Raw genomic sequence first — 22,964 nt, 5'->3', positions numbered from 1 at the left:
CGCGCCCCGCACCGCAACCTGTCGGGAGGATTACTTTCCTGTAATGTTCGGCGCCCGGGATAGTGTGAAGCCGACCTCGGTGCCCTGTCCGCCGCAGCGGGCGAACGCCTTGCCGCGGTGCATCTGGGCAATGGCTCGGACGATGGCCAGACCCAGGCCATGTCCGTCGGTGCGCCCGCTGCGGGCATCGTCGCCGCGGTAGAAGCGGTCGAAGATGCGCGGCAGCGCCTGGGCGGCTATCGGCGCGCCGGGGTTCCTGACCCTGATTTCGATCTCGTCCTGCCGGGCGACGCAATAGAGGTCGATGCCGCGTCCCCTGGGCGTGGCCCGGATGGCGTTGCTGAGCAGGTTGGCGATGGCGCGCCGTAACAGCCGTGGGTTGGCCATCAGGGTGGCGCTGCCGTGCGCCGCCAGGGAAACGCCGGCTTCGTCCAGTGAGGCCTCGTAGTATTCGGCCACGCGGGCGACCTCCCGGCGCACGTCCACTTCCCGCAGGTCTCCCGCCGGTTCGCCGCCGTCGGCGCGGGCCAGGAATAGCATGTCGTTGACCAGCGCCTTCAAGCCCTCCAGCTCTTCCAGGTTCGATTCCAGCACTTCGCGCAGCTCCTGCTCCGAACGGGGGGAGGACAGCATGACCTCGGTGCCGCTGATCAGCGTGGCAAGGGGCGTGCGCAGTTCATGGGCCACGTCGGCGTTGAACCCTTCCATCTGCTGATAGGCCGTTTGCACCCGACCCAGCATGCCGTTGAAGGTGTGGGTGAACTCGCGCAATTCGAGGTCGATGCCCTGTTCCGGCAGGCGCACGGCGAGGTTGTCCGGCTGAATGCGGGACGCCCGCTGGGACAGGCGGCGGATGGGTGACAAGGAGCGCCGCACCGCCCAGGCCGAGAGCACCAGCGTGGCGCCGACCCAGACGGCGCAGATCAGGATCAGCGCGGTGGCGAAGGCATACAGGAACTGCGTGCCGGGACGCAGATTCACGGCCACGGTGAGTTCGGCGCCGGGAAGCAGCGTGCCTTCGAGCGGCACGCGCAAGCCGCGCATGTTCCAGCCGTCCTGCGAGTGCAGCTTGATCTCGCGCCCGGAAACGGTGCGCACGGCCACGGGCGGCGCCTCGCCGTAGAACACGCTGCCGTCCGCAAGCGTGATCCAGGTCTTGAGGTTGCCGTGGCCCACCATGATGTTGTCCAGGGATCCGCGCAAATCCTGCATCTGCGCAAGCGTGGCCTGCATGCCGATGAGGTGGTTGATGAGCTCCAGCTTACCCGCCACCTCGGTCATTTCCTGGCGCTGCACCTCGCGCTTCAAGGCCCAGAACAAGGTGTATCCGGCAATGCTGGACACCACCAGGGCAATGATGCCGAGCAGCAGCGTAAGCCGGATTTCGATGGACGCGACGCGGGGCAGTTTCATTTGTCGCGCAGCTCCAGCACATAGCCCATGCCGCGCACAGTATGCAACAGCTTCGTTTCGTAGGGGTCGTCCAGCTTCGCCCGCAGGCGCCGTACCGCGACTTCGATGACGTTAGTGTCGCTGTCGAAGTTCATGTCCCAGACCTGCTCGGCGAGCACCGTCCTCGACAGCACCTGGCCATGGCGCCGCAGCATCAACGTCAGCACGGTGAACTCCTTGGCGGTCAAGTCCAGGCGCACGCCGGCCCTGTGCGCCTTGCGCCGCACCAGGTCCATTTCCAGGTCGGCCAGCTTGAGCAGCGTCGATTCCTGGCCTCTGCCGCGGCGCAGCAAGGCCTGGATCCGCGCCAGCAGCTCGGAGAAGGCGAATGGCTTGACGAGGTAGTCGTCCGCGCCGCCCTCCAGGCCGCGCACTCGGTCTTCCACCTTGTCGCGGGCGGTCAGCATCAGAACCGGCGTTTCCTTGTGCTTGCGCAGGTCAGACAGCACGCCAAAGCCGTCGACGCCGGGCAGCATCACGTCCAGTACCACCACGTCGTAATCGCCTTCGATGGCGGCGTGCCGCCCATCGATGCCGTCGCGGGCGATGTCGACCACGAAGTTGTGCTCGGTCAGTCCTTTGCGGACGTAGTCCGCGAGCTTTCTTTCATCTTCAATCAACAGGATACGCATGGGGCGCCTCGCTTTCCTTGCAAAAAAGTAATGAGTCGGTCCGGTTTCTGTAATTGCCGACTACGTAGAGTTCAGCGTGTTAGCCAAGTTCCCGCTTGGCGGTGCTGAAACACAAGGAGCGATCCATGCGTGCTCGAGTATCCCTCTTGAAGAACTTTGAAACGACCAACGATGAAATCGGCGTTGCGACGCATTATGCATCCGGCGCGCCGAAACGTGCACGGCAATTCGAGCGGGAGATAGTCATCCGGAAGCACCCGCTTGGGGTCTGAGAAGGCGCACTGCCATGAGAATCCTGTATACCAACTTTCATCGCGGCGATGGAGGCGGGCACACAACCTACGTGCTGTCGCTGGCGGGGGCGCTGTGCACCGCGCACGATGTCGTCGTGGCCGCGCCGCCGGAAAGCCGGCTGTTCAAAGCGGCCTCGGCGATGCCGGGCGTGCGAACCGAGGCGCTGGATTTCCGTGGAGGCATGTTGGGCGCGCTTCGCAATGCCCGTCGCGTGCGTCGGTTGCTGGTGCAGGAACGCTTCGATATCGTGCACGTCAATGGCTCTGCCGACCATCGAGTTTGCATGCTGGCGGGCCTGTGGCTCGGGGCAGACAGCCCCGCAGTGGTGTACACGCAGCACAATGACCGGCCTGCCAATAGCTTCGGAGCGATGCTGCGCGCCCGTCTGGCGACAGACCGCGTCATCTGCGTGTGCGAGCACACGCGCCGCAAGCTGCTGGGCAGCGCGTTCGGGCGTTGCGGCTTGCGCACCGTGCGCAACGGAGTGGACGTGGAAAGGTTCAGGCCGCAGGCAGAGGAGGCGGTGGCGGAAGCCCGGCGCCGCTGGCTGCCCGCAACGCACGCGGACCGTCTGATAGTCGGCAGCAACGCCGGCACCGCGGACTATAAGCGCTGGCCGGACATGGTCGAGGCCGTGTCCCAGCTGCCTGCCGCGCTGCGCGACCGCATCGTCGTCATGGTCGCGGGCAAGCCTCCCGGGGAAAACCAGCGAAGGCGCGTGCGCGAACTGGGCATGGAGGATCAGGTGATCTTTCCCGGCTTGCTGGACGACGTCCGATCCTTCGTGGCGGCGTTGGACGTGGGCTTCGTGTTGTCCTCGGAGTTGGAGACCATCTCGTTCGCGTGCCGCGAGATGATGGCCATGGGCGTGCCCGTCATCGTCAGCAATGCCGGCGGGCTGGCCGAGAATGTGCATGCCGGGTTGGACGGTTGGGTGGTGCCGGCGCGCGCGCCGCAAGCCGTGGCCGGCGTGCTGTGCGAGATCCTGGCCCAGCCGTACCTGTTGGGGGCCATGGGACGCGCGGCCCGGGAAAAGGCCTTGCGGGAATTCGCGCTGTCGCACTTCGTGGCGGACACGCATGGGGTCTACCTGGAAGCGCTGACGCACGCCCAGCGTCCGTTGCGGCTGGCGTGACTGGCGCTTCCGCTTCGCCAGCTCGCGCAGGCCTCTGCCGGGTATCGAGATTCGCATTCGCGGGCATCGCAACACTAAATTGGCCGACGGGCGTGGTCCGATAAGTTAAGGGGCTCGGATCGGCCATGCTGGTGGCGGCGCAAGCGGCAGCGGTATGGCCGTGCGCAAGACCAAGGCGAAAATTGACAGACCGCGTATACCGCAATGCCGTGCAGGTCTAATTTCCACGAACACCTCGATAGGTGAAATTCACCTGGGCAGGGAACATGACCAAGAAAAGAGACGGGCATTCAACGCCGAGTTCAAGCTGCACGTCGTGCAGATTATTCGCGAACAAGGCTTGAGCGTGGGGGACGTTTGCCGCGACTTGAAGCACGGCGAGACGGCCGTGCGGCGATGGCTGGCTCAGGCCGATGAAGAGGCAGCAGGCCGCCCCGGTATCGGCTTGCCGCTCAACGCCGAGCAGCAACGCACCCGCCATCTTGAAGCCGAGAACAAACAACTGCGCGGCGACGTCGATGTCGGCGCGGTGTGGTGCAAGAGCTGGATGGTGACAATACCAAGACCAAGCTCATGGTTGGTCTTCAGCAACGCCCGTCAGCCGCCGCTGAAGAAGAGAACTCCGCAGTTGGTGCTGACGAAGATGGCGAATGATCGCGCTCCATGGCGCCGGCGCACGCCGGCGGCATCCCGACAATCGACGGTGCCAGCATCGACCACTCGCCGGCCAGAACGCGCCAAACCTCAGTTTGCTCTGTTATCTAAAGAGCATCGTCGACTTCGATGCCAAGATAGCGAACTGTGCTTTCCAGCTTTGTATGCCCTAGGAGCAGCTGTACCGCCCGAAGATTCTTCGTCCGGCGGTAGATCAGCGAGGCTTTTGTACGGTGCATAGTGTGGGTGGCATATGCGGTATCGTCGAGGCCAATCGATGCGACCCAGCGATGGACAATCCGGGCATACTGCCGCGTCGACAGATGCGGCGACGTATGCAACCTGCTCGGAAATAGAAAGTTCGCCGCCTTTAGTCCTCGCGCCTCGATCAATGCTTCAAGGCTCTCACGGATTTGCTCCGTGATCTCGAATTGGACCGAACGCCGAGTCTTCTGTTGCATGACGGTGGCTCTCGCAGCCACGTGGCTTCCGTGACGGATGTCCTGTCCTTGCAATCGCGTGAGATCGCACGCCCGAAGCTTGCTATCGATTGCGAGATTGATCATCGCGAGTTCCCGGATGTTCGACGCCATCTGAAGTCTCGTTCGGATTGCCCAAATTTCTCGAAGCTTCAGCGGCGGCTTTTTCCCGGTGAGTTTGCCCTTGTTCCATGGCACACGACGGTCAACGGTGACACTCTCGGATTCCATGACAATCTCCTTTCGAGTAAAGGAAGATTTAGTGTGCCCTACGGAGGGTCGCTATCCGACCCGAAGCGGAAGTACGACAGTTCCCCAAGCGGACACAGGCGAACCTCGTCGGAGGACGATTGCTTAATGCAATTTCGTCAGGATTCCAACGAGGCCCGCTACAACGATGCAAGGAAGCCCATGGACTTTAAACCGATTGGCCGAGCAGAGGTTGAGGCGATTGTTCTTAAGCTTCTTCCGCCGAGACACGCTACAGACGCGCTGCGGTTGGCCACTTGAAGCCGATTGGTTGGCGTGCCAAGGCTACTCTTCACGGCTCTTCTGTTTCTGAGGTGCTTTAACCGACGGCGATACGGCAGATGTATGCCGATATTGACGGAACATTAGGCGCCATATCGGTTTTGTATCAAAATGCCGGTTAGAAGACGAAGGGGGAGGACGTCAGAATGAAGTTTGGGGAGAGTTCGCTTGAGCTCGGTTTCCTGTACCTCTACACATAACAACCGCCGTAGCATCGACGATAACAAATCTAGTGACATGAAGACACATGAAATCCCGGCTGCGGCGGAATCCGCTCGTATAGCAGTCCCTGTAGCTTTCCCAGAAGCGCCTGGAACAGCCACAGCGGCTACAAGCGCAGCAGGGTTCGCCTCTTCGCCCGTCCGCTTAGCTTGCATAGAAGTCTGTAACTTTCGGCGGCTGTCGCGCACTCGTCTTGACCTCGATGAAGAGACCACCATATTGGTGGGGGCCAACAATAGCGGGAAGACCTCGCTGCTTACGGTCCTTCGGAACTTTCTGAGCGAGACATCGGCTTTCCGCGCCTACGACTTGAGCCTGTCGAACTGGGCCAAGCTGCGCGACCTCAGCAAGGCCTGGGAGGTGCTTGCTGATGACCCGACAACCGAGACCAAAGATGAGGAGGCTTGGGCGGCGCAGCTTCAGAAACTTCTCGCATGCATGCCGTTCGTGGACCTTTGGTTCGACGTGAAGGAGGGCGCCTACAACTACGTAGCGCCGTTCATCACATCGCTGAAGTGGGCAGGCGGGGCTGTAGGCGTCCGAGTTCGTCTGGAGCCGGTGTCGACTACCAAGGACCTACGAAAGCTGGCCGGCGCGTATCGCGCTGCCCGGGCGCCCGTGAAGGCTCTGCCGAAGAACGGCCATGCTTGGCCCGTTGACATCATCGACTACTGGCTCGGTAATCCCGCCGACCTTCGCCGTGTTTCTGCATATCGCCTTGACCCGGCAAAGGGGCCGCTTGCGGTCAAGAAGGACGTGACCCTTCAGGACTTGGCGGCAGGCGCGACGCAAGTCGAAATCAGCCACCTTCGCAAGCTCATTCGTGTTGACTTCGTTGCGGCGCAGCGAGGCCTCGGTGCCGAGGAGGACGAAGCAAAGTCGGAGACGGCGAACTCTCGCCCAGGCTTGTTCTCAAGCCAGCTTTTGAAGTTTGCGCGGCAACATCTGAACGTCTCGACCAGCAGCTATGGGAACGGCGAGGAGCTGATTGCTGCGATTGCGAAAGCGCAGGCAGAGTTGGACAAGTCCGTCTACAACGCACTGCAGCCAGCGATGGAAGACGTCGAGGTGCTCGGATACCCGGGCCTACACGACCCACAGCAGTTCCACTTCCGCACCCGAATCAAGACGACCGACCTACTTGCCCACAGTACTGCTGTGCAGTACAGCGCCGACAAAACGGTCCTAGATGAGGCCCTTCCAGAGCACTCCATCGGTCTCGGATATCAGAACCTGCAGTCGCTCAGCTTCATGCTGGTTTCCTTCCGGACGGCTCGATTGAATCCACCCGAGGGAGCGCCGGCTGCGGTTCACATTGTGATGGTGGAGGAGCCTGAAGCTCACCTTCACGTGCAGGTCCAGCGCAACTTCTCATCCAACGCGTTGGGTCTCATTAAACCAAAGGGCGAGCCGCATTCGAGCCTCAAGAGCCAACTGCTCATCAGCACTCACTCAAGCCATCTGGCCCATGGCGACAGCTTCACCCGACTTCGATATGTCAAGCGGATTCCAGGTACAGCTACTGGAGCAAAGCCGAGCACGGAGGTGGTGAACCTTGGCGATGCGTTCGGCGACGACATCGAAACCCGGACATTTGCGGAGCGCTATTTCCAGGTACAGCACACCGATCTGCTGTTCGCTGATGCCGCCATCTTTGTGGAAGGAACAGCAGAGCGAATGCTTGTGCCGCTGTTTATCGAACGGGACTTCCCTAGGCTTGCCAAGAAGTACCTGTCGTTCCTGGACATCGGAGGGAGCCATGCGCACAGGCTTAAACCACTTGTGGAACGTCTAGGCATCCCGACGGCCGTCGTCACCGACCTCGACCCGGTCATCCCCAAGATCAACAAGAAGGGTCGCTTGGTCCGGGCTGCAGTCCACATCGCGGGCCAAGCGGAGCTCGAGTGCGGGAACGACACGCTGACGAAGTGGCATCCGAACCTGCCGAGCTTCAACGACTACGGCAAGCCGACTGCGGCACATCTTGAGTGGGTGTCTCCCACGGGCCTGAAGGTGCGCTTTGCCTGGCAGGCTCCGGTGACTGCAGCGAGTAACCAGTGGCCGAGTTCGTTCGAAGACTCTCTCATCCTTACGAACATCGACTGGTTCAAGAAACTGGACAACGAGAAGGATGTCGATGGGAAGAAGGTGAAGCACGTCGGGACGCTGGGCAAGGTCTTGGGGCTCGTTCTCGACCACCCTGACCACGCGGAGCTTCTCGAGGAACTGCACGACATGCTTCATGGCTCATTCAGCAAGGGGGACTTTGCCGCGACGCTGTTTGAGCGGCTAAACGCTGGCACGAATCTGAAGTGCCCGGACTATATCGCTGACGCACTGACTTGGTTGAGTGCTCAGCTGAAGGTCACTGAGGGGGAGACTCCATGAGCGCGGACGTGGAGCCTAGAGGCAATGAGCGCGATGCTTATGTGGTTGAGGACATCTGCGGCTATGTCACCGCCGCGGCACCGCGCAGCTTTTTCCTGTTCGCTGGAGCTGGCTCAGGAAAGACTCGCACCCTGGTGGAAGTACTCCGCCGAATCACGGGAGTGGTTGAGCATCAAGCCGGCAGCGAGTTTGCTAAGCGCCTGCGTAGCCGAGGTCAAACGGTCCGAGTTATCACGTACACGAAGAACGCCACGGCAGTGGTTGGCGGCCGGTTGGGGGAGAATCGCCTGACCGTAGTCTCCACCATCCACTCGTTCTGCTGGGAACTCATCCAAGGCTTCGATGGGGACATCCAAGATGCTCTGCTCGCGTTGAACGCTAACGCCCTTGCGGAAGCCAAGGCGGCAGCAGCGGCGAAGAAGCGTGGAGAGACCGAGACGGACCGCAGAAAGTATGCCGAGATTGAAGAGAAGGCCGATGAGATCCGCGGCATCACCAAGTTCCTCTATCACCCTGACAAGACAACCCATGGTATGGGAGCGTTGTCGCACACGAGCGTGCTGAGCGTTGCGGCGTGGCTCATCAGCAACCGACCTACGCTGCGTCGAATCCTTGAGGACCGCCATCCCCTCGTTCTCATCGACGAGTCGCAGGACACCATGAAGGGCATACTAGATGCGTTGCTCGGCGTGGCTAAGGAGCGACCGGGGAGATTCCATCTCGGTCTACTGGGAGACCATCGACAGCGCATTTATCCCGATGGCCATAGGGACCTGCCATCGCATGTGCCGGACACGTGGGCTGTGCCAGCGCTGAAGATGAACCATCGGAGCCAGAAGCGAATCGTCGACCTCATCAACGCAATCTGGGATGCCGACGTGGTTGGGCGGACCCAGCCGAAGACAGGCTTCGCTCAGCACCCGCGGACGGAGAAGACCGGTGGCATCGTTCGAATCTTCATTGGCAATGCGAACGAGGTCACGGAGTCGAAGATGGAGAAGGAGGCGGGCTGTGCTCGTGTCATGGCTCAAGTTACAGGACAAAACGCCTGGAGTGATGCTGAGAAGGGATACAAGACGCTGGCGCTGGAACACAAGCTTGCGGCCAAGCGAGGACGGTTCCTCGACGCGTACAGCGCGATGCAGCTCCTGGACAAGGATGCTGCGAACCCCAAGAGCAATGGTGAGCGCTCGGGTCCGAACATGGTGCGACCGCTACTTGGCTCGGTCCTTGACTTGGCGGAATGCGTCGACATAGCCGGTCAGCTCGACGAGTTCTCCTCGATGGAGGTACTTAGACAGGCCGCAGCATTAGCAAACCTTCCCGATGATGTGGTCGAAAAGCGAGCGGCCTTGGACAAACTCAGTTCAGCGATAGCAGAGTTCGCGACGCTCACTCGTAAGCCAGGGAGTACCGTTCGCGACGTTATGCGTCCGTTGCTTGAAGCGGGTGTCTTTGAAGTTGATGCCCGCTTTGTGACGGCGTTCAATGATGAGTCTGAGCCTCCGCCGGCTCCAGTTGGCCGAGGCAAGGAGGACAAGGAAGTCAGACGGCGCAGGGGTTGGTGTGCACTCTTCGACACTGAATGGGAGGAGATTGGGCGCTATCGGCAGTACTTGCGTGGTGAAACCGAGTTGGCCACCCACCAGGTGGTCAAAGGTTCAGAGTTTCCGCACGTCATGGTCGTTATGGATGACCTTGAAGCGAAGGGCAGCGGCTTCTCTTACGAAAGGGTGTTCGGAGTCGAGGCGCTGAACGATTCCGACTTGGAGAGCATCGAAGAGGGCGATGAGACATCAGTCGACCGGACCCTTCGATTGCTCTACGTCACCTGCAGTCGAGCGGAGGAGAGCCTGGCTCTAGTCCTCTGGTCGAAGAACCCTCAAGCGGCGCGCGAGGCCGTTTTGAAAACTGGCTGGTTTGAGGGCGAAGAGATAGGGATTTTGGCCTGATGGGCTGAGTTCACCGGAGATTGGGTTGCCGGGAAGCAAAAGTACTGGAGATTTCCCTTGTTGCCCCGTGAATACTCACAGATACCCCATGATTCATCTCATGGGAATCCTCGGTTGAGATTTTTGGGGGACCATCAAATGTCACTCGTGGCCATTCGTCGCATCTGCAATGTGGGTTACTACAAAGTTAATCTTCGAGCCAGGGGAGTTCTTCGTTGGGGCCGTAAATGTAGTCGTCAGAAATGTAGAACTTTCCGCTCTTCTTCGGACCGTAGATGTAGCCATCTGAGATGTAGTATTTGCCGCTATTTTTTGGCCCATAAATGTAGCCATTCTGAATATAGAAACGACCTGACTCTTTGGGGCCGTAGATGTAACCGTTGGAAATGTAGTAGTTGCCAGAACTCATACGCCTCTCCTCTTGAGTTTTTCTTAGCTCGTAAATTTACAGGACTAATTTCCGTTTTTGGCCGGATTTCGGTGCGTGGGCTAGTGACCGGTCTTGGCCGGGATCCGTCCTTGGTGACAGACCACACCCGATCCATGTCAGTCGATTGATCAAGCAAGCCACCCTCGTCAAATTTTCAGGCACAACGGACGTTTGTCAGCGACTACGTTGGTGATGGTCCATTGGGCCCCGCTGGACAGCTGTGGCAGCTCTTCCCAAGAGATCGGCACGGAGACACCGAGTCCCGGCCGCGCCCTTGCTGACCACGCCGAAGCGGTCGTGGCGCTAAATCCGATGCGAAGGTAATCGACAAAGATTATGCCTATTCGGATCTTGGGCCCGCTCTTAGCAACGAACAGTTGTAGCAGCGTCTGCGACAAATGGCGGTTGCCAGCCAAGGGTGGGAATGCGTCGCCTCAGCGTGGGGGCGACGAGAAGTGCTTCCGGAGCGCGTCGACGGAAACGCCAACTTCCTTTACGGCCTGCCGAAGCTTGTCTTCGGTGACGCCGAATTCACGCGTCCAATATTTGAGCTCGTGAGCCTCATTGACGTTCACCCGGGCGCGGTCTTGCGGGCCGCGGTTACTTAGATCGTCAGACATTGCCGCTCCTTTGAGAAAGTGGAACCGAGTCAAGTTAGCAAATGGCGTGCCCGGGAAAGCCGGCTTCTTAGGTGTGAGCTCTAGGTATAGCCCAATGTCCATTGGTAAGAGCTGACTGCGCATGGCGAGTCCCCAATTCTGACACCCTCCATTGTTGACGACCGATCATTAATGGGTTGGTAGGCAACCCTTGCTATTGGAGAGAGCAATGCAACTAAGTTTCAGTCGCGCCTGGGCAGGAGAAAGGCAGGTGCCGCAGGATGTCCAGGGCGCCCCGCTTGTATGCGAGGCGGGCGGCCTCTATCGAGCCGCAACCCCGGAAGAGCTGCTACGTGCGGCTGCACGGCAATTGGAGGGGGCGCTGGGTAGTCGCTTGCCAGTGGACAAGCCGTCCGCCGCCATCGACTATATCGTGACGCGCCTGGCGCTGTCGGACGTGGAGGTGTTCGGCGTAATGTTCCTTGATGCGCAATTGAGAATGATCGCTTTCGAGGAAATGTTCAGAGGCACGCTGTCTGAGACGAGCGTGTATCCACGCGAGGTCGTCAAGGCGGCTATTCGGCACAACGCGCATTCCATCTTGATTGCCCACAACCATCCCTCGGGTTCGTCGCAGCCAAGCAGGGCGGACGTTGAGGTTACGCGGCGCTTGAAGGACGCCGTGGCTCTGGTCAATGTGACATTGGTCGACCACGTGATCGTGGCGGCAGGTAGCGGCCATTCTATGGCCAAGATGGGCTTGATCTAGGCTTGCCCGATTGCGTCCAACAGCCGAAGACCGAACGGTCTTCGGCTTTTTTTACGCCGCGAGTAGTTGCTTGGCGGTCAGCCGCTTTTGAAGCTCGGCTGGCGCCACGGCTCCCGACAGCAGTCTTTCCAAATAGTCGCCGAGCTTCGCCCATGCTGCTTGCTTCTCGTCGGCGTAGTCGTAGAGCTGGTAGTGCCGCCTGACACGGTTCTTGCCCGTGTGAATGACGTGATTTTGGCAGCGGTCGATGATGTTTGGATCGATTCCCAGTGATTCCATGATGGTCGACCCCGTTCGCCGTAAATCATGAGGCGTCCAATTGCCGTTTTGGCCTTTGCCGAGCACCAGGGAGTTGTCCGAAGCGCGGCGTGCTTTGGGCTTTCCGTTGAACATGGCTTGCCGATCTTTGATTTGCTTAGTAAAGGCCTGCTTGCACATCGGTTGGTCTACCCCCGCGTCATCATTGTCGCGCGAAGGTAGGAGCCAGCGGGATGATCCTGCCAAGCTGACAAGGGTCTCGAAATGCTTGACTGCGAAGGGTGACAGAAAGACCAGGTGGTCGCGCTTCTGTGATTTTCTGCCCTTGACGTTCGCCTTGGGAATGAACCACGTACCTTCTCGGAGATTGAGATGCGTAATTTCGGTTAGGTGCAGTTCCCCTATCCGGCATAGCGTGCTCAAACAGATCCAGGAAACCGCCTGCAACGCCTTGGATGGAGGCTTCCTCTTTCGCTTGTCATCCGAAGCGAGATACTGCTCCTCCAACTCGCGGTATCGAGTCTGGAGCTCGACAATCTCAATAGGCGGGAGAACGCGTTCGCGCGCGTTATCCGGGTCGTAATCGTCCGCCAGGAGCACCCCGAGCTCAACCAACTCGACCGGATTTCCTTCCGAAAGCAGCTTTCGCCATGGTTGGCGCTTTTCTGCCCAATGGAACATCTGGCCCAGTATTTGGTAAGTCACCTCGGCAAGCCGATTGCAACCGCGGCCGACAATCGAGCGGATCACTCGCTCAATATCCTTCTCGCGAATTGATCGCACGGGAGTCTCACCGATCAAGGGAAGCACGTCCTTTTCAACGATGCGCTTCACCTCGGTGTTGCCATCTGCTCGCTTCACTCCCGATTCCAGCCAGCTTTTATACATCTCTTGGAACGACAGGGCGTCGGTCGTGGCCTCTTCTTCAGCGGCGGTTACAGCGGCAGACTCAGCTGCCATAGCTTCCCGCACCTGGGCTTTTTCCAAGTCGCGGACGGCTGACGGATTGCGGCCCGCCTTAATGTCCGCCCGCGCTTTGTTCCTGGCGGAGCGGATCTCGTCGAGTGTGCGCTCCGGCCATGAGCCGCAGTAGAATCTCTTTACCTTATCGCCCATGCGATAGGCGTATCGCCACACCACGGCCATCGTGCCGCGCTGAATGCGGATTTCCCCAGTCAGGCCGTCCCCATCGGCCAGGTGATCACCGACCCATTCCGCCGGTACCGCTTCCAGTTCTTTGACGGTCCACCGCGCACCTTTTCCGCGTTTTGGGTATCTCGTCATATTTCCTCGAATCTCTCCATTCTTCTGCCTCATGCGCCATATGGGACAACATATGGGACAACATTTTTGCGGCTGTCAGCGTACATTAGCGAACGTCGACGAACAAGGAAATTTGTATAAAGCCTTATGAATCAGTTGGTTATTCGTTCGCTGGCGTTCGCCGACGTTCGCGCGTTTCTAATTTGGGAGCAGAGGGTCGTGAGTTCGAATCCCACCGCCCCGACCAAAAAATGAAAGGCCGTTAGTGAGCATTCTCACTAACGGCCTTTTTCATTTCAGAAAGCCTTTACTCAGTTAGCCGTGATCTTCGCGGCCTTGACCACCTTGCCCCAGCGGTCCAGTTCCGACTGCGTATACGCACCCAGTTCCTTCGGCCCCATGAAGGTGGCTTCGGCGCCTTGTTCGGCGGCCTTTTGGCGGAAGGCGTCGGTCTTCATGATTTTCTGGATTTCGCCGGCGATCTTGTCCACGACCGGGGCGGGCGTGTCCTTGGGGGCGTACATGGCGAACCAGGACGACACGATCAGGTCGGGATAGCCGGCCTCGGCGGCGGTGGGCACGTTGGGCAAGGACGGCAGGCGGGTGTTGCCGGTGACGGCCAGTGCGCGCAGCTTGCCGGCGGCGATCTGGCCCAGCAGCGGCGGGGGCGTGGTGATGGTCATGTCCACCGCGCCGCCCAGCAGGTCGTTCAGCGCGGGGCCGGTGCCCTTGTAGGGGATGTGCGTGATCTGCGTGCCGGCCATCTGATTCAGCAATTCGGTGGCCACCTGTTGCAGCGAGCCGTTGCCGGACGACGCGTAGTTCAGCTTGCCCGGGTTGGCCTTGGCGTAGGCCACCAGTTCTTTCAGCGAATTGATGGGTAGGTCCGGGCGCACCACCACGACTTGCGGCGCCGACAGCACGTTGGCGACGGGGGCGAAGTCCTTGATTGGGTCCCAGCCGGCGGTGGGCGTGACGTGGGGCGTGATGACCTGGAAGCCGGAGTATTGCAGCAGCAGCGTGTAGCCGTCGGCCTTGGCGCGGGCGACCGTCTGCGCGGCGATGCCGCCGGAGGCACCTGGCTTGTTCTCAACGACGACGCTCTGACCAAGCGCCACGCCCAAAGGCTGGGCGATCAGACGGGCGGCGATGTCGGTGGTGCCGCCGGGCGCGGCGGACACGATCAGCGTGAGAGGGCGGTTGGGAAAGTCGGCTTGGGCGCTGGCGGCGCTGGCGCCGAGGGTCAGGGCGGCGGCGATACCGGCACGCAGGATGGTGGGCAGGCAGGGAAATGCCATGGGATGTCTCCTTGGTTTTTTATAGGTGTGGTCAAAACGGACGGATAAAGCGAAGCACGACATCGGTCGTGCACTACATCGGTACTACTGCGGAAATCTCTCGGCCAGCCAGGCGGGCGCGGCGTGGGTCGCCAGGCGGGGGCCTGCTTGCAGCAAGGCGTTGCTCAGATCGCGCTGCACCAGCGTGGGCAAGCCGCGCACGATGGCCAGCAACGGTTCCAGTGACACGCCGGTGTCCACGCCCATGCAGGCAAACATGTGCACCAGTTCTTCGGTGTTGACGTTGCCGCTGGCGCCGGGCGCATACGGGCATCCGCCCAGGCCGCCAGCCGCCGCGTCAAAGCGGGTGATGCCGGTTTGCCAGGCGGCCATCGCGTTGGCCAGCGCCATGCCGCGCGTATTGTGCAGGTGTACGGTCAGCGCCACGCCAGGCAGGCGCGTGGATGCCTGTTCACACAGGGCGGCCACTTGCGTCGGGTACGCCATGCCGGTGGTGTCGCACAGCGTGATGCCGGTGGCGCCCGCATCCGCCAGCCGTGCGGCCAGGTCCAGCACCTGATCCGTCGCCACGTCGCCGTCAAACGGGCAACCAAAGGCGGTGGACAGGGACACATTGCACGGCGTGTCGCTGCGGGCGGCGGCGGCCAGCACCTGCGACAGTTCCGCATACGACTGCTCGCGCGTCATGCGCAGGTTGGCGCGGTTATGCGTCTCGCTGCACGACATGACCAGGTTCATTTCGTCGGTGCCGGCTTCCAGCGCGCGTTCCAGCCCGCGGATGTTGGGTACCAGCGCGGTATAGATCACGCCCGGATGGCGGCGGATGCGGCGCATTACGTCGGCCGCGTCGGCTAGCGCGGGGATGGCCTTGGGTGACGTGAAACTGGTGACTTCGATGCGCGCAAAGCCGCAATCGGACAAGGCGTCCACGAAGGCGACCTTGTCGTCGGTGGCGACCAGGGCTTTTTCAATCTGCAGGCCGTCGCGGGGGCCGACTTCGTTGATTTCGATTTTGGCGGGGCCGGCGTTCATGCAATCACTCCCTTGGCGCGCAGCGCGTTGCGTTGTTCGTCCGACAAACCCGCCTGCGCCAGTACGGCATCGGTGTGTTCGCCCAAGGTGGGCGCGCGTTCGCGCACCGCGCCGGGATTGGTCGACAGATATGGAAAGACGGCCGGCATTTCCACTGGTACGCCGGCAGCGGATTCCACGGTGGTGATGGCGTTGCGGGCACGGTAATGCGGATCGGCGGCGATGTCCGCCACTGAATAGATGCGGCCTGCTGGCACGTCGGCTTCACGCATCGCGGCCAGCACATCGTCGATCAGCCGGGTTTGCGTCCAGGCGCCGATGGCGGCGTCGATCTCGGCAACGCGGCGCGCGCGGCCGTCGTTGTGCGCCAAGGCCGGGTCCTGGCCCAGGTCGTCGCGGCCGATGCGCGCCATCAATCGGGTGTAGATGGCGTCGCCGTTGCCGGCGATGAGCACGTAGCCGTCCTGGCACGGATAAGCGTTGGACGGCGCGATGCCCGGCAATGCAGCGCCGGCCGGCTCGCGCACGGCGCCGAACACGGAGTATTCCGGCAACAGGCTTTCGCTAAGGTTGAACAGGCTTTCGTAGAGCGCCGCGTCGATCACTTGCCCCACGCCGCCACGCGCATCGCGTTGGTACAGCGCCATCATCACGCCCAGCGCGCCATGCAGGCCGGCGATGGTGTCGCCCAGCGACAAGCCGGCGCGCACCGGCGCGCGGCCCGGTTCGCCGTTCAGGTAGCGCAGCCCGGCCATGGCCTCGCCGATGGCGGCAAAGCCCGGTTCGCGCGCCTTGGGGCCGGTCTGGCCGTAGCCCGAGATGCGCAGCATGATCAGGCGCGGGTTCAGGGCATGCAGGGCTTCCCACGACAAGCCCCATTTTTCCAGGGTGCCGGGGCGGAAGTTCTCGATCAGCACGTCGGCCTGCTGCGCCAACAGGCGCACGATGTCCTGGCCTTCCTGCTGGCGCAGGTCCACACACACCGACTGCTTGTTGCGCGACTGCGCTTCCCACCACACGGACGTGCCTTCGTGCAGCAAACGCCATTTGCGTAGCGGGTCGCCCTGCCCAGGGGGTTCAATCTTGATGACCTGCGCGCCAAAATCCGCCAGGGTCTTGGCGGCGAACGGCCCTGCTATCAGTTGACCCAGCTCCAGCACGCGGATGCCAGCAAGAATCTGCCCAGCCATTTCGCCTCCCTGGCGACACTTGAATTGATAGGCGGCAGTGTGCCCGCAAAGCGGCGCCGGGCGGAATGGACAATCGGGGAAAGGGGGGTTCCCAGAACGAGAAACCCCGGGCAAACCCGCAGCGGCTTCGCCTTAGTTATCGCCGCGCAGATGCGCCAGCAACAGGCGGGCGCCCACGGTCAGCGTGTCGGCATCGCGCACGCCCAGCAGCAGCCAGCGGCGCGCCCATTCGTCGGTCAGGGGGATGAGTTTGATCGGCATCGACCGCGCATGCGGCTCGGCCGCGATGCGCGGCAGAATGCCCACGCCACGGGTCGCCGCCACCATGCGGCAAATCGCGTCAAAGCTGCGCACCTGGATGCGCAAGCGCATGGCCCGGCCCAGGCGACCGCTCTCGTCGGACAAACGGGTCGCCAGCGACGTGGCCGGCGGCAAGCCCACATAGTCATAGGCCAGGGTGTCCGCGAACGCCACATGCGCCTCGGCGGCCAGGGGGTGGCGCTGCGGCACGATCACCACCAGTTCATCCAAGCGGTAGGGGAAGGTCGACAAGCCGTCAGCGAGAGTCCGATCGGCGAATACGCCAATATCGGCGCGGTTTTCAAGCACGGCGGTGACAATGTCACTGCTGTTCTGCTCTTCCAGGTCGATGCGCACGGCCGGGTGGCCATCCATGAAGGCGGCCAGGTCTTCGGGTAGAAACTGCGTCAGCGACGAGGTATTGGCGGCGATGCGTACCTGCCCGCGCACGCCTTGCGCGAAATCCGACAGCGCACCCGTCATCTGCTCCACTTCCTGCAATACGCGCAGTGCGTGGACCAGGCAGGCCTGGCCGGCGTCGGTCAGTTCCACCCCGGCGGCGTTGCGGTACAGCAGCGCGGTGCCCAAGGCGGTCTCTAAGTCAGAAATCCGCTTGCTGGCAGCCCCCACGGCCAGATGCGACTGGCGCGCGCCAGCCGAGATGCTGCCCTGGCGCGCAACGGCAACAAACAGGGCGAGGGTGACGAGGTCGATACGGGCAAGGTTCATGGAAAAATCCGGCGCGGGGTATGCCAAGGCGGGCGGCGGGCCGAGTGTTATCGCCGAGGCGCCAGGGCAATAATTATGTCCGAATTCCTTTGGTCGTCGCTGGGCGAACTTCCTGATGAACCTGCCTATGTCCAAACTGAGCGCACGGGCGGCGACGCCAAGGTACCTTGTCCTAAACCTGTATTTGCGGTTCGCCGGCATGCGCCATCCGAAGCGGAGGCTACTCGCTGATATGGTTGAACTGCACCGAATCAGGTGCGATACCCCGCTGGTGCAGACGCGCGTCCACGTCCTCTTGCCCACCATCGGGAACGCCTGCTTCAGGCAATTCCAGCCAGTTCGCCAGTTCGCGCTTTGCCTGGCTCATTTCCGAAATGCCGCCATTGACCAAGGCGACACCGACGCCGCCGTCAAGTTTGCGATAGCTGATCTGCGTTTTCATTTTTCTCTCCTGGTGCGTGGGTTATTCCGGCTTGGGCGCCGGCAGGCCTAGTTCTCGGTAGTCGCGAAGTTCCGGGCTGCCTTCGGGTGGTGGGTTCTTTTCCAGGTCGGCGATAAGCTGTTCCATTTCGCCTATTTCCTTGACCTGTGCCCGGATGATTCCATCCGCCAGTTTGCGAACGCGCGGGTCGCGAATGTGCGCGCGTTCACTGGTCAGAATCGCAATGGAGTGGTGGGGGATCATGGCCCGCATGTACGAAATATCGTCCACAGTGGCTTGGCTGCGCACCAGCCACAATGCGGTGGCGAAGGCCGCCACGCTGCCGATGACAATGCCCAGGTTGATGCGCCGGTTGCGATACATTGACAGCATGAACCCCAGCATGACCACCGCCATGACGGCGCCCATGATCACGGCCATCCACAGCCGCGTTTGGCTGAAATAGATATGCGACAGGGCGTAGACGTTCAAGTACATCAAGCCGTACATGATGGCGGTTGCGACGGCGATCATCAGCGCGAAGCGTGCGTAGCCCCTCTTCTGACTTTTGTTTGACGGTTTTTCCATCGGCGATCTCCCGTGATACGCGCATAGTGCTGCGCCGGCCCCTGCGCAATATGGGCAAAGGCGATCTGGCTACCGTGCAGCAAGTTTTGTTCCGTTGGGGGCGAATCGCCAGATAATCACCTACCGGGCACGCCACATCCTTCCTCGTTACAAGCCTTCAGAATGACTGATATTGAAAGTCGCCACATCGACGAAATCGCTGCCTTGCTGGCGGTGGCCGCCGAGCGTTCGTTCGCCTCGGCGGGCCGGTCGCTGGGCCGCCATCCAACCATCATCTCCAAACGAATCGCGTCGCTGGAAGTTCGCCTTGGCGTCAGGTTGGTGGAACGAACGACCCGGCAGGTGCAACTGACCGAGGCCGGGAAAAGGCTGGCCGACAAGCTCAAGGTTGCCATGGACCTGCTGGACGAGGCGCAGTTGGAAGCGGCCGAGCAGGCTCGTGAATTGCACGGCACGCTAAGAATCGCGTTGCCGGCGACGATGGGACGCCAATGGCTGGCGCCGCGCCTGCCAACCTTCATGAACCTGCACCCGAAGCTGGTGCTGGACGCGCAATACAGCGACGCCGTCATCGATTTAATCGAGGGCGGATTCGATGCGGCAATCCGGATCGGGCATCTGCCCGACAGCCAGCTCGTTGCCCGAAAGCTGGCAAGCCATGAGCGCATTCTTGCCGCCTCGCCTGAATTCATCCAGCGCCATGGGATGCCTCGGCAACCGGCGGATCTTCAGAAGCAAAACTGCCTGGGTAACCCCAGCCTGAATTCGTTTCCGATGTGGCGGCTTTCCGATGGCCGGCGAGTGGAAACCATCCGTGCAAACGGTACGCTGCGCACCAACGACCCCGTCGCGCTGCTTGAAGCCGCCCGGGCGGGCATCGGGGTGATCGGCGCCGGAGAGTGGTTGGTCGCCCGCGACCTGGCGGCGGGCACCTTGGTGCGGGTGCTTCCGGCATGGACGTTCGACCGGGAAGGGGGCATTTATCTGGTCCGCCCCACGCGGCGCTATGCACCGGCAAGGACGGAGGCGTTTGCCGATTGGATTGCAGAAGTGTTTCGCCACGTTCCCTGGTCCGGCAATGCGCAATCCTAGCGTCGCAATGCGTCATTGCTGCATCTGGTGCAGCAATGACCTGCAGCCAGGAGCTATGGCGGCGAACAGGCCATTCGCGTGAAAATTCCTTTATTCACCACACCACGATAAAGGAAACATTCATGCCTCACCTCTCAACCGCGCTGCGCACCGGGTCCCTGCTGTTTCTGTCGGGCCAGTTGGCATTCGACGGCAAGGGCGAGATTCACGGAGACGTCAGCGAGCAAACGGCGTTGATATTGGCGCGCCATGCCGACGTGCTTGCGCAGCATGGGCTGGGGCTGGAAAACGTGGTCAAGGCAAGCGCCTGGGTGACGGAGCAAGCGGACTTCGCTTCCTTCGATCAGGCCTTTGCGAAGGCATTCGGCCAACACCGGCCGACCCGTTCGACGGTTGTCTCCCAGCTCGCGATCAACGGCGCAAAGGTCGAAATCGACTTGATCGCTTCCTTCGAACCCATCCACGCGCAAGCCTGAAGCGGCATGTGTCTGACGGGGCTCGTGGTTGCATGACGCAAAGGAAAGACATGGACGTTGAGCACATTGCGGCATTCTCGGCCGAGTCGTCCGGCGGCAATCCCGCTGGGGTTGTTATTTGCGAAGCGCTGCCCCCGGCGGATGACATGCAGCGCGTCGCCCAACAGGTCGGCTATTCGGAAACCGTCTTTGCGGCGCCGCTGAAAGACGGGTGGCGGGTGCGCTACTTCTCGCCGCTGGTCGAGGTGGACTTTTGTGGGCACGCCACCATCGCGCTGGGCGCGGCGTTGGCGAAACGACAGGGTTCGGGCACCTTCGCACTTCAACTCAACCAGGCGGAAATCACCGTTGACGGACAGCACTCGCAGACGGGGTGGAGCGCATCGTTTCGGTCGCCTCCCACGCGAAGCGGCGGCGCACCGCAACCCTTGCTTGATGAGGCTTTGGCGCTCTTCAAGCTGCATCAAGCCGACCTTGACCTACGGATACCGCCCGCGCTGGCCCATGCCGGCGCCAACCATCTTGTTCTGGCTTTGCGGTCGCGCGACGCGCTACGCCGAATGAACTACGACATCGCGCAAGGCCAAGCCTTGGCCAGCCGTGAAAACCTGACCACGTTTTGCCTGGTCTACGCCGAACAAGATCAACACTTTCATGTGCGCAATCCGTTTCCGCTGGGCGGCGTGTTTGAAGACCCCGCCACTGGCGCCGCCGCCGCCGCGCTGGGCGGCTATTTGCGTGATATCGGCTGGCCTCATGGGGCAAGCATCCGTATTGATCAAGGCGACGACATGGGCGTGCCCTGCCGTATTCGTGCCGACATCGGCGCGGCAAGTGGCGAAGGCATCCGCGTTTCTGGCAATGCCCGGCTGATGACACAGCCTTGAATGGCATTGCGGCCATCAACTTAACGTAGCGCCCGCGTGGCGTACAAAAAGGAATGCAGATGAAAGCAGTGGGTTTTTGGACGAAAGGCTTGCCTAGCAGCGATGAGCGCTCGCTTGAAGATTTGCAATTGGCCGACCCTGCGCATCCGCAAGGCCGCGATCTGCTGGTGCGGGTGCATGCCGTAAGCGTTAATCCGCGCGACGTCAAAAGCCGCATGAGCATGGCCCCGTCAAACGACGCCCCCGTGGTGCTGGGCTACGATGCCTCCGGCGTCGTGGAAGCCGTGGGCTCAGAGGCTAGCCTCTTCAAACCGGGCGACGAGGTCTATTACGCGGGTGTCCTGAATCGCCAAGGCGCCAATGCTGAACTGCAATGGGTGGATGAGCGCATCGTCGGCAGAAAGCCCGCCACGCTTGACCACGCCACCGCCGCCGCGCTGCCCCTGACCTCGCTGACCGCCTGGGAAATGTTGTTCGATCGCTTGGCCTTGCCGCCCGACGGCGGCGCCGGCGAAAGCCTGCTCGTGATTGGCGGGGCGGGCGGCGTGCCGACGATGGCCATTCAGATCGCGCGCCAGCTTACGCAGGTCACGGTGATTGCCACGGCGTCCCGGCCCGAGAGCGAAGCCTGGGTGCGCACGATGGGCGCCCACCATGTCATCAACCACTTTCACCCCTTGCCCGCGCAGCTTGAGGCTATCGAAGGGCTTGCGCCGGTCACACGAATTTTCTCTACCCACACTACGCCGAAGAATTGGGCTGAGATGGCGCAGGTCATCGCGCCACAGGGCCGTATCGGGCTGATCGACGACCCCGAGCCTTTGGACCTGCGTCTGATGAAGTTCAAGAGCGTGTCGATGCACTGGGAGGCGATGTTCACACGCCCCATGCACGCCACGGCCGACATGCAGCGGCAGCACGACATCCTGAACACCGTGGCGGACTTGATCGACAACAAAACCTTGGTTGCGCCGCGTGTCGCCTCCTACGGAACCATCAACGCCGCAAACCTGCGCAGGGCGCACGCGGCGCTTGAAGACGGCCACACGGTCGGGAAGATCACGCTCGCGGGCTTTTGACAGGACGTCGCCATGGACACTGATATCGCCAAAGCCGCTTCCGCGATGCTTGTGCAGCACTGGCAAGCGGGCACGGTATTGGATTGCCTGCCGACGTCGCTGCGGCCCGCGTGCCCCGAAGACGGCTACCTGATTCAGGCGCAAATTGAAGCCATCAGCGCAAAGCCCTTGTTCGGTTGGAAAATTGCGGGCACCAGCGTGGCGGGACAACGCCACATTGGTATTGACGGCCCGATAGCGGGGCGCTTGCTCAGCGAGATGGTCTACGGCGATGGGGACGCCGTGCCCATCGGCGCCGATCGCATGCGCGTCGCGGAAGCCGAGTTCGCGTTTCGCATGGGGCGCAGTCTTGCTCCGCGAGCCCGTCCGTACGATGTCCTGGAAGTGATGGACGCGGTATCGGCGCTGCATCTGGCCATCGAAATCCCGGATTCCCGCTACCAGGACTTTGTCACCATCGGCGGGCCGCAGCTGATTGCCGACAATGCCTGCGCGCACCGCTTCGTGCTTGGCCCCGAGGCACCCGCGATGTGGCGTGAAATTGACCTGCCCAGCCATCGCGTGTTGGGGCGCGTGGGCAAGACTTTCAAGCGGGAAGGTATCGGCGAAAACGTGCTGGGCGACCCCCGCATTGCGCTGACCTGGCTGGCGAACGAACTGTCTCGGCTTGGCGTAACGCTCGGCGCGGATCAGGTGGTGACAACGGGGACGTGCCTTGCCCCCATGGACATCAGCGCGGGCGATGTCGTGGCGGTGGATTACGGATCGCTCGGCAGTCTGTCATGCCGGATCCAGGGCCCCGGCTGACCCGCGC

The 22,964-nt window shown here is 61.5% G+C and carries 21 protein-coding genes and 2 pseudogenes; 10 read left to right on the top strand and 13 right to left on the bottom strand.

Going from position 1 to position 22,964, the window contains the following annotated elements; all coding sequences use genetic code 11:
* Positions 1 to 30 precede the first annotated feature (30 nt).
* The gene (locus WBR68_RS14440) at positions 31 to 1,413 is read right to left on the bottom strand and encodes a heavy metal sensor histidine kinase (RefSeq protein WP_230694593.1); all 1,383 of its coding nucleotides are present in this window, start codon (positions 1,411 to 1,413) and stop codon (positions 31 to 33) included.
* A complete protein-coding gene (locus tag WBR68_RS14435; RefSeq protein WP_050450379.1) occupies positions 1,410 to 2,084 on the bottom strand; it encodes a heavy metal response regulator transcription factor in 675 nt (224 codons plus the stop codon). Before WBR68_RS14435 ends, WBR68_RS14440 begins: the two co-directional genes overlap by 4 nt.
* A gap of 286 nt (positions 2,085 to 2,370) precedes the next feature.
* Between WBR68_RS14435 and WBR68_RS14430 the strand changes: the two genes are divergently transcribed.
* Both WBR68_RS14430 and WBR68_RS31490 read left to right on the top strand, forming a co-directional pair.
* Positions 2,371 to 3,513, top strand: coding sequence for a glycosyltransferase (locus tag WBR68_RS14430; RefSeq protein WP_033470904.1), 1,143 nt, complete (start codon positions 2,371 to 2,373; stop codon positions 3,511 to 3,513).
* Positions 3,514 to 3,667: 154 nt separating this feature from the next.
* A pseudogene (locus WBR68_RS31490) lies at positions 3,668 to 3,961 on the top strand (transposase); the annotation flags it as partial.
* A 313-nt stretch (positions 3,962 to 4,274) separates the two neighbouring features.
* Here the strand turns inward: WBR68_RS31490 and WBR68_RS14420 are convergent.
* Positions 4,275 to 4,877 (bottom strand): tyrosine-type recombinase/integrase, encoded by a 603-nt coding sequence (locus WBR68_RS14420; protein WP_033470908.1) that lies wholly within the window; start codon positions 4,875 to 4,877, stop codon positions 4,275 to 4,277.
* A 579-nt stretch (positions 4,878 to 5,456) separates the two neighbouring features.
* Here WBR68_RS14420 and WBR68_RS14415 point away from each other — a divergent pair.
* Positions 5,457 to 7,787 (top strand): AAA family ATPase, encoded by a 2,331-nt coding sequence (locus WBR68_RS14415; protein ID WP_370641233.1) that lies wholly within the window; start codon positions 5,457 to 5,459, stop codon positions 7,785 to 7,787.
* A complete protein-coding gene (locus WBR68_RS14410) occupies positions 7,784 to 9,739 on the top strand; it encodes a UvrD-helicase domain-containing protein (protein WP_033470911.1) in 1,956 nt (651 codons plus the stop codon). Before WBR68_RS14415 ends, WBR68_RS14410 begins: the two co-directional genes overlap by 4 nt.
* 187 nt (positions 9,740 to 9,926) lie before the next feature.
* Here the strand turns inward: WBR68_RS14410 and WBR68_RS14405 are convergent, their stop codons facing one another.
* The 3 genes and pseudogenes from WBR68_RS14405 to WBR68_RS14395 form a co-directional block, all read right to left on the bottom strand.
* Entirely contained in the window at positions 9,927 to 10,148 is a 222-nt protein-coding gene (locus tag WBR68_RS14405; RefSeq protein ID WP_230694592.1) for a hypothetical protein, read from the bottom strand.
* Positions 10,149 to 10,351: 203 nt separating this feature from the next.
* Positions 10,352 to 10,570: pseudogene (gene ligD / locus WBR68_RS14400) on the bottom strand (non-homologous end-joining DNA ligase LigD); the annotation flags it as partial.
* A 33-nt stretch (positions 10,571 to 10,603) separates the two neighbouring features.
* Positions 10,604 to 10,789: a DUF3606 domain-containing protein gene (locus tag WBR68_RS14395; RefSeq protein WP_033470914.1), complete on the bottom strand. Its 186-nt coding sequence runs from the start codon at positions 10,787 to 10,789 to the stop codon at positions 10,604 to 10,606.
* A 208-nt stretch (positions 10,790 to 10,997) separates the two neighbouring features.
* On the opposite strand from WBR68_RS14395, the gene WBR68_RS14390 reads away from it, so the two are divergent.
* Positions 10,998 to 11,537 carry a JAB domain-containing protein gene (locus tag WBR68_RS14390; RefSeq protein WP_050448423.1) on the top strand — a complete coding sequence of 180 codons (540 nt, stop codon included), beginning with the start codon at positions 10,998 to 11,000 and terminating at the stop codon, positions 11,535 to 11,537.
* A gap of 51 nt (positions 11,538 to 11,588) precedes the next feature.
* On the opposite strand, the gene WBR68_RS14385 is transcribed toward WBR68_RS14390, so the two are convergent.
* From WBR68_RS14385 to WBR68_RS14355, 7 genes are all read right to left on the bottom strand, one after another.
* Complete coding sequence (locus tag WBR68_RS14385) at positions 11,589 to 13,079, bottom strand: tyrosine-type recombinase/integrase (RefSeq protein ID WP_050485093.1); 1,491 nt, start codon at positions 13,077 to 13,079, stop codon at positions 11,589 to 11,591.
* Between the two features lie 290 nt (positions 13,080 to 13,369).
* Positions 13,370 to 14,356: a Bug family tripartite tricarboxylate transporter substrate binding protein gene (locus WBR68_RS14380; protein WP_230694591.1), complete on the bottom strand. Its 987-nt coding sequence runs from the start codon at positions 14,354 to 14,356 to the stop codon at positions 13,370 to 13,372.
* A gap of 84 nt (positions 14,357 to 14,440) precedes the next feature.
* Entirely contained in the window at positions 14,441 to 15,388 is a 948-nt protein-coding gene (locus WBR68_RS14375) for a hydroxymethylglutaryl-CoA lyase (RefSeq protein ID WP_230694590.1), read from the bottom strand.
* Entirely contained in the window at positions 15,385 to 16,578 is a 1,194-nt protein-coding gene (locus WBR68_RS14370) for a CaiB/BaiF CoA transferase family protein (protein ID WP_050448419.1), read from the bottom strand. Before WBR68_RS14370 ends, WBR68_RS14375 begins: the two co-directional genes overlap by 4 nt.
* A 132-nt stretch (positions 16,579 to 16,710) precedes the next feature.
* A complete protein-coding gene (locus WBR68_RS14365) occupies positions 16,711 to 17,607 on the bottom strand; it encodes a LysR family transcriptional regulator (RefSeq protein ID WP_050448418.1) in 897 nt (298 codons plus the stop codon).
* Positions 17,608 to 17,827: 220 nt separating this feature from the next.
* On the bottom strand, positions 17,828 to 18,049 hold the full coding sequence (locus tag WBR68_RS14360) for a hypothetical protein (protein WP_230694589.1): 222 nt from the start codon (positions 18,047 to 18,049) through the stop codon (positions 17,828 to 17,830).
* A gap of 21 nt (positions 18,050 to 18,070) precedes the next feature.
* On the bottom strand, positions 18,071 to 18,562 hold the full coding sequence (locus WBR68_RS14355) for a DUF305 domain-containing protein (protein ID WP_157055452.1): 492 nt from the start codon (positions 18,560 to 18,562) through the stop codon (positions 18,071 to 18,073).
* Positions 18,563 to 18,778: 216 nt separating this feature from the next.
* Here WBR68_RS14355 and WBR68_RS14350 point away from each other — a divergent pair, with 216 nt between their 5' ends.
* The 5 genes from WBR68_RS14350 to WBR68_RS14330 all read left to right on the top strand — a co-directional run bounded on the left by WBR68_RS14350 (position 18,779) and on the right by WBR68_RS14330 (position 22,957).
* Positions 18,779 to 19,708: a LysR family transcriptional regulator gene (locus WBR68_RS14350; protein ID WP_050448410.1), complete on the top strand. Its 930-nt coding sequence runs from the start codon at positions 18,779 to 18,781 to the stop codon at positions 19,706 to 19,708.
* 122 nt (positions 19,709 to 19,830) lie between these two features.
* Positions 19,831 to 20,184, top strand: coding sequence for a RidA family protein (locus WBR68_RS14345; protein ID WP_230694588.1), 354 nt, complete (start codon positions 19,831 to 19,833; stop codon positions 20,182 to 20,184).
* 50 nt (positions 20,185 to 20,234) lie between these two features.
* Complete coding sequence (locus WBR68_RS14340) at positions 20,235 to 21,071, top strand: PhzF family phenazine biosynthesis protein (RefSeq protein ID WP_050448408.1); 837 nt, start codon at positions 20,235 to 20,237, stop codon at positions 21,069 to 21,071.
* 59 nt (positions 21,072 to 21,130) lie between these two features.
* The gene (locus tag WBR68_RS14335; protein ID WP_230694587.1) at positions 21,131 to 22,150 is read left to right on the top strand and encodes a zinc-binding alcohol dehydrogenase family protein; all 1,020 of its coding nucleotides are present in this window, start codon (positions 21,131 to 21,133) and stop codon (positions 22,148 to 22,150) included.
* Positions 22,151 to 22,162: 12 nt separating this feature from the next.
* On the top strand, positions 22,163 to 22,957 hold the full coding sequence (locus WBR68_RS14330) for a 2-keto-4-pentenoate hydratase (RefSeq protein WP_230694586.1): 795 nt from the start codon (positions 22,163 to 22,165) through the stop codon (positions 22,955 to 22,957).
* Positions 22,958 to 22,964 lie beyond the last annotated feature (7 nt).

The sequence above is a fragment of the Achromobacter sp. JD-1 genome (assembly GCF_038594925.1).
Lineage (GTDB): Bacteria > Pseudomonadota > Gammaproteobacteria > Burkholderiales > Burkholderiaceae_B > Achromobacter > Achromobacter spanius_C.
Note: the sequence above shows the minus strand (reverse complement) of the source record. Positions and strands in the feature narration are given on the sequence as shown.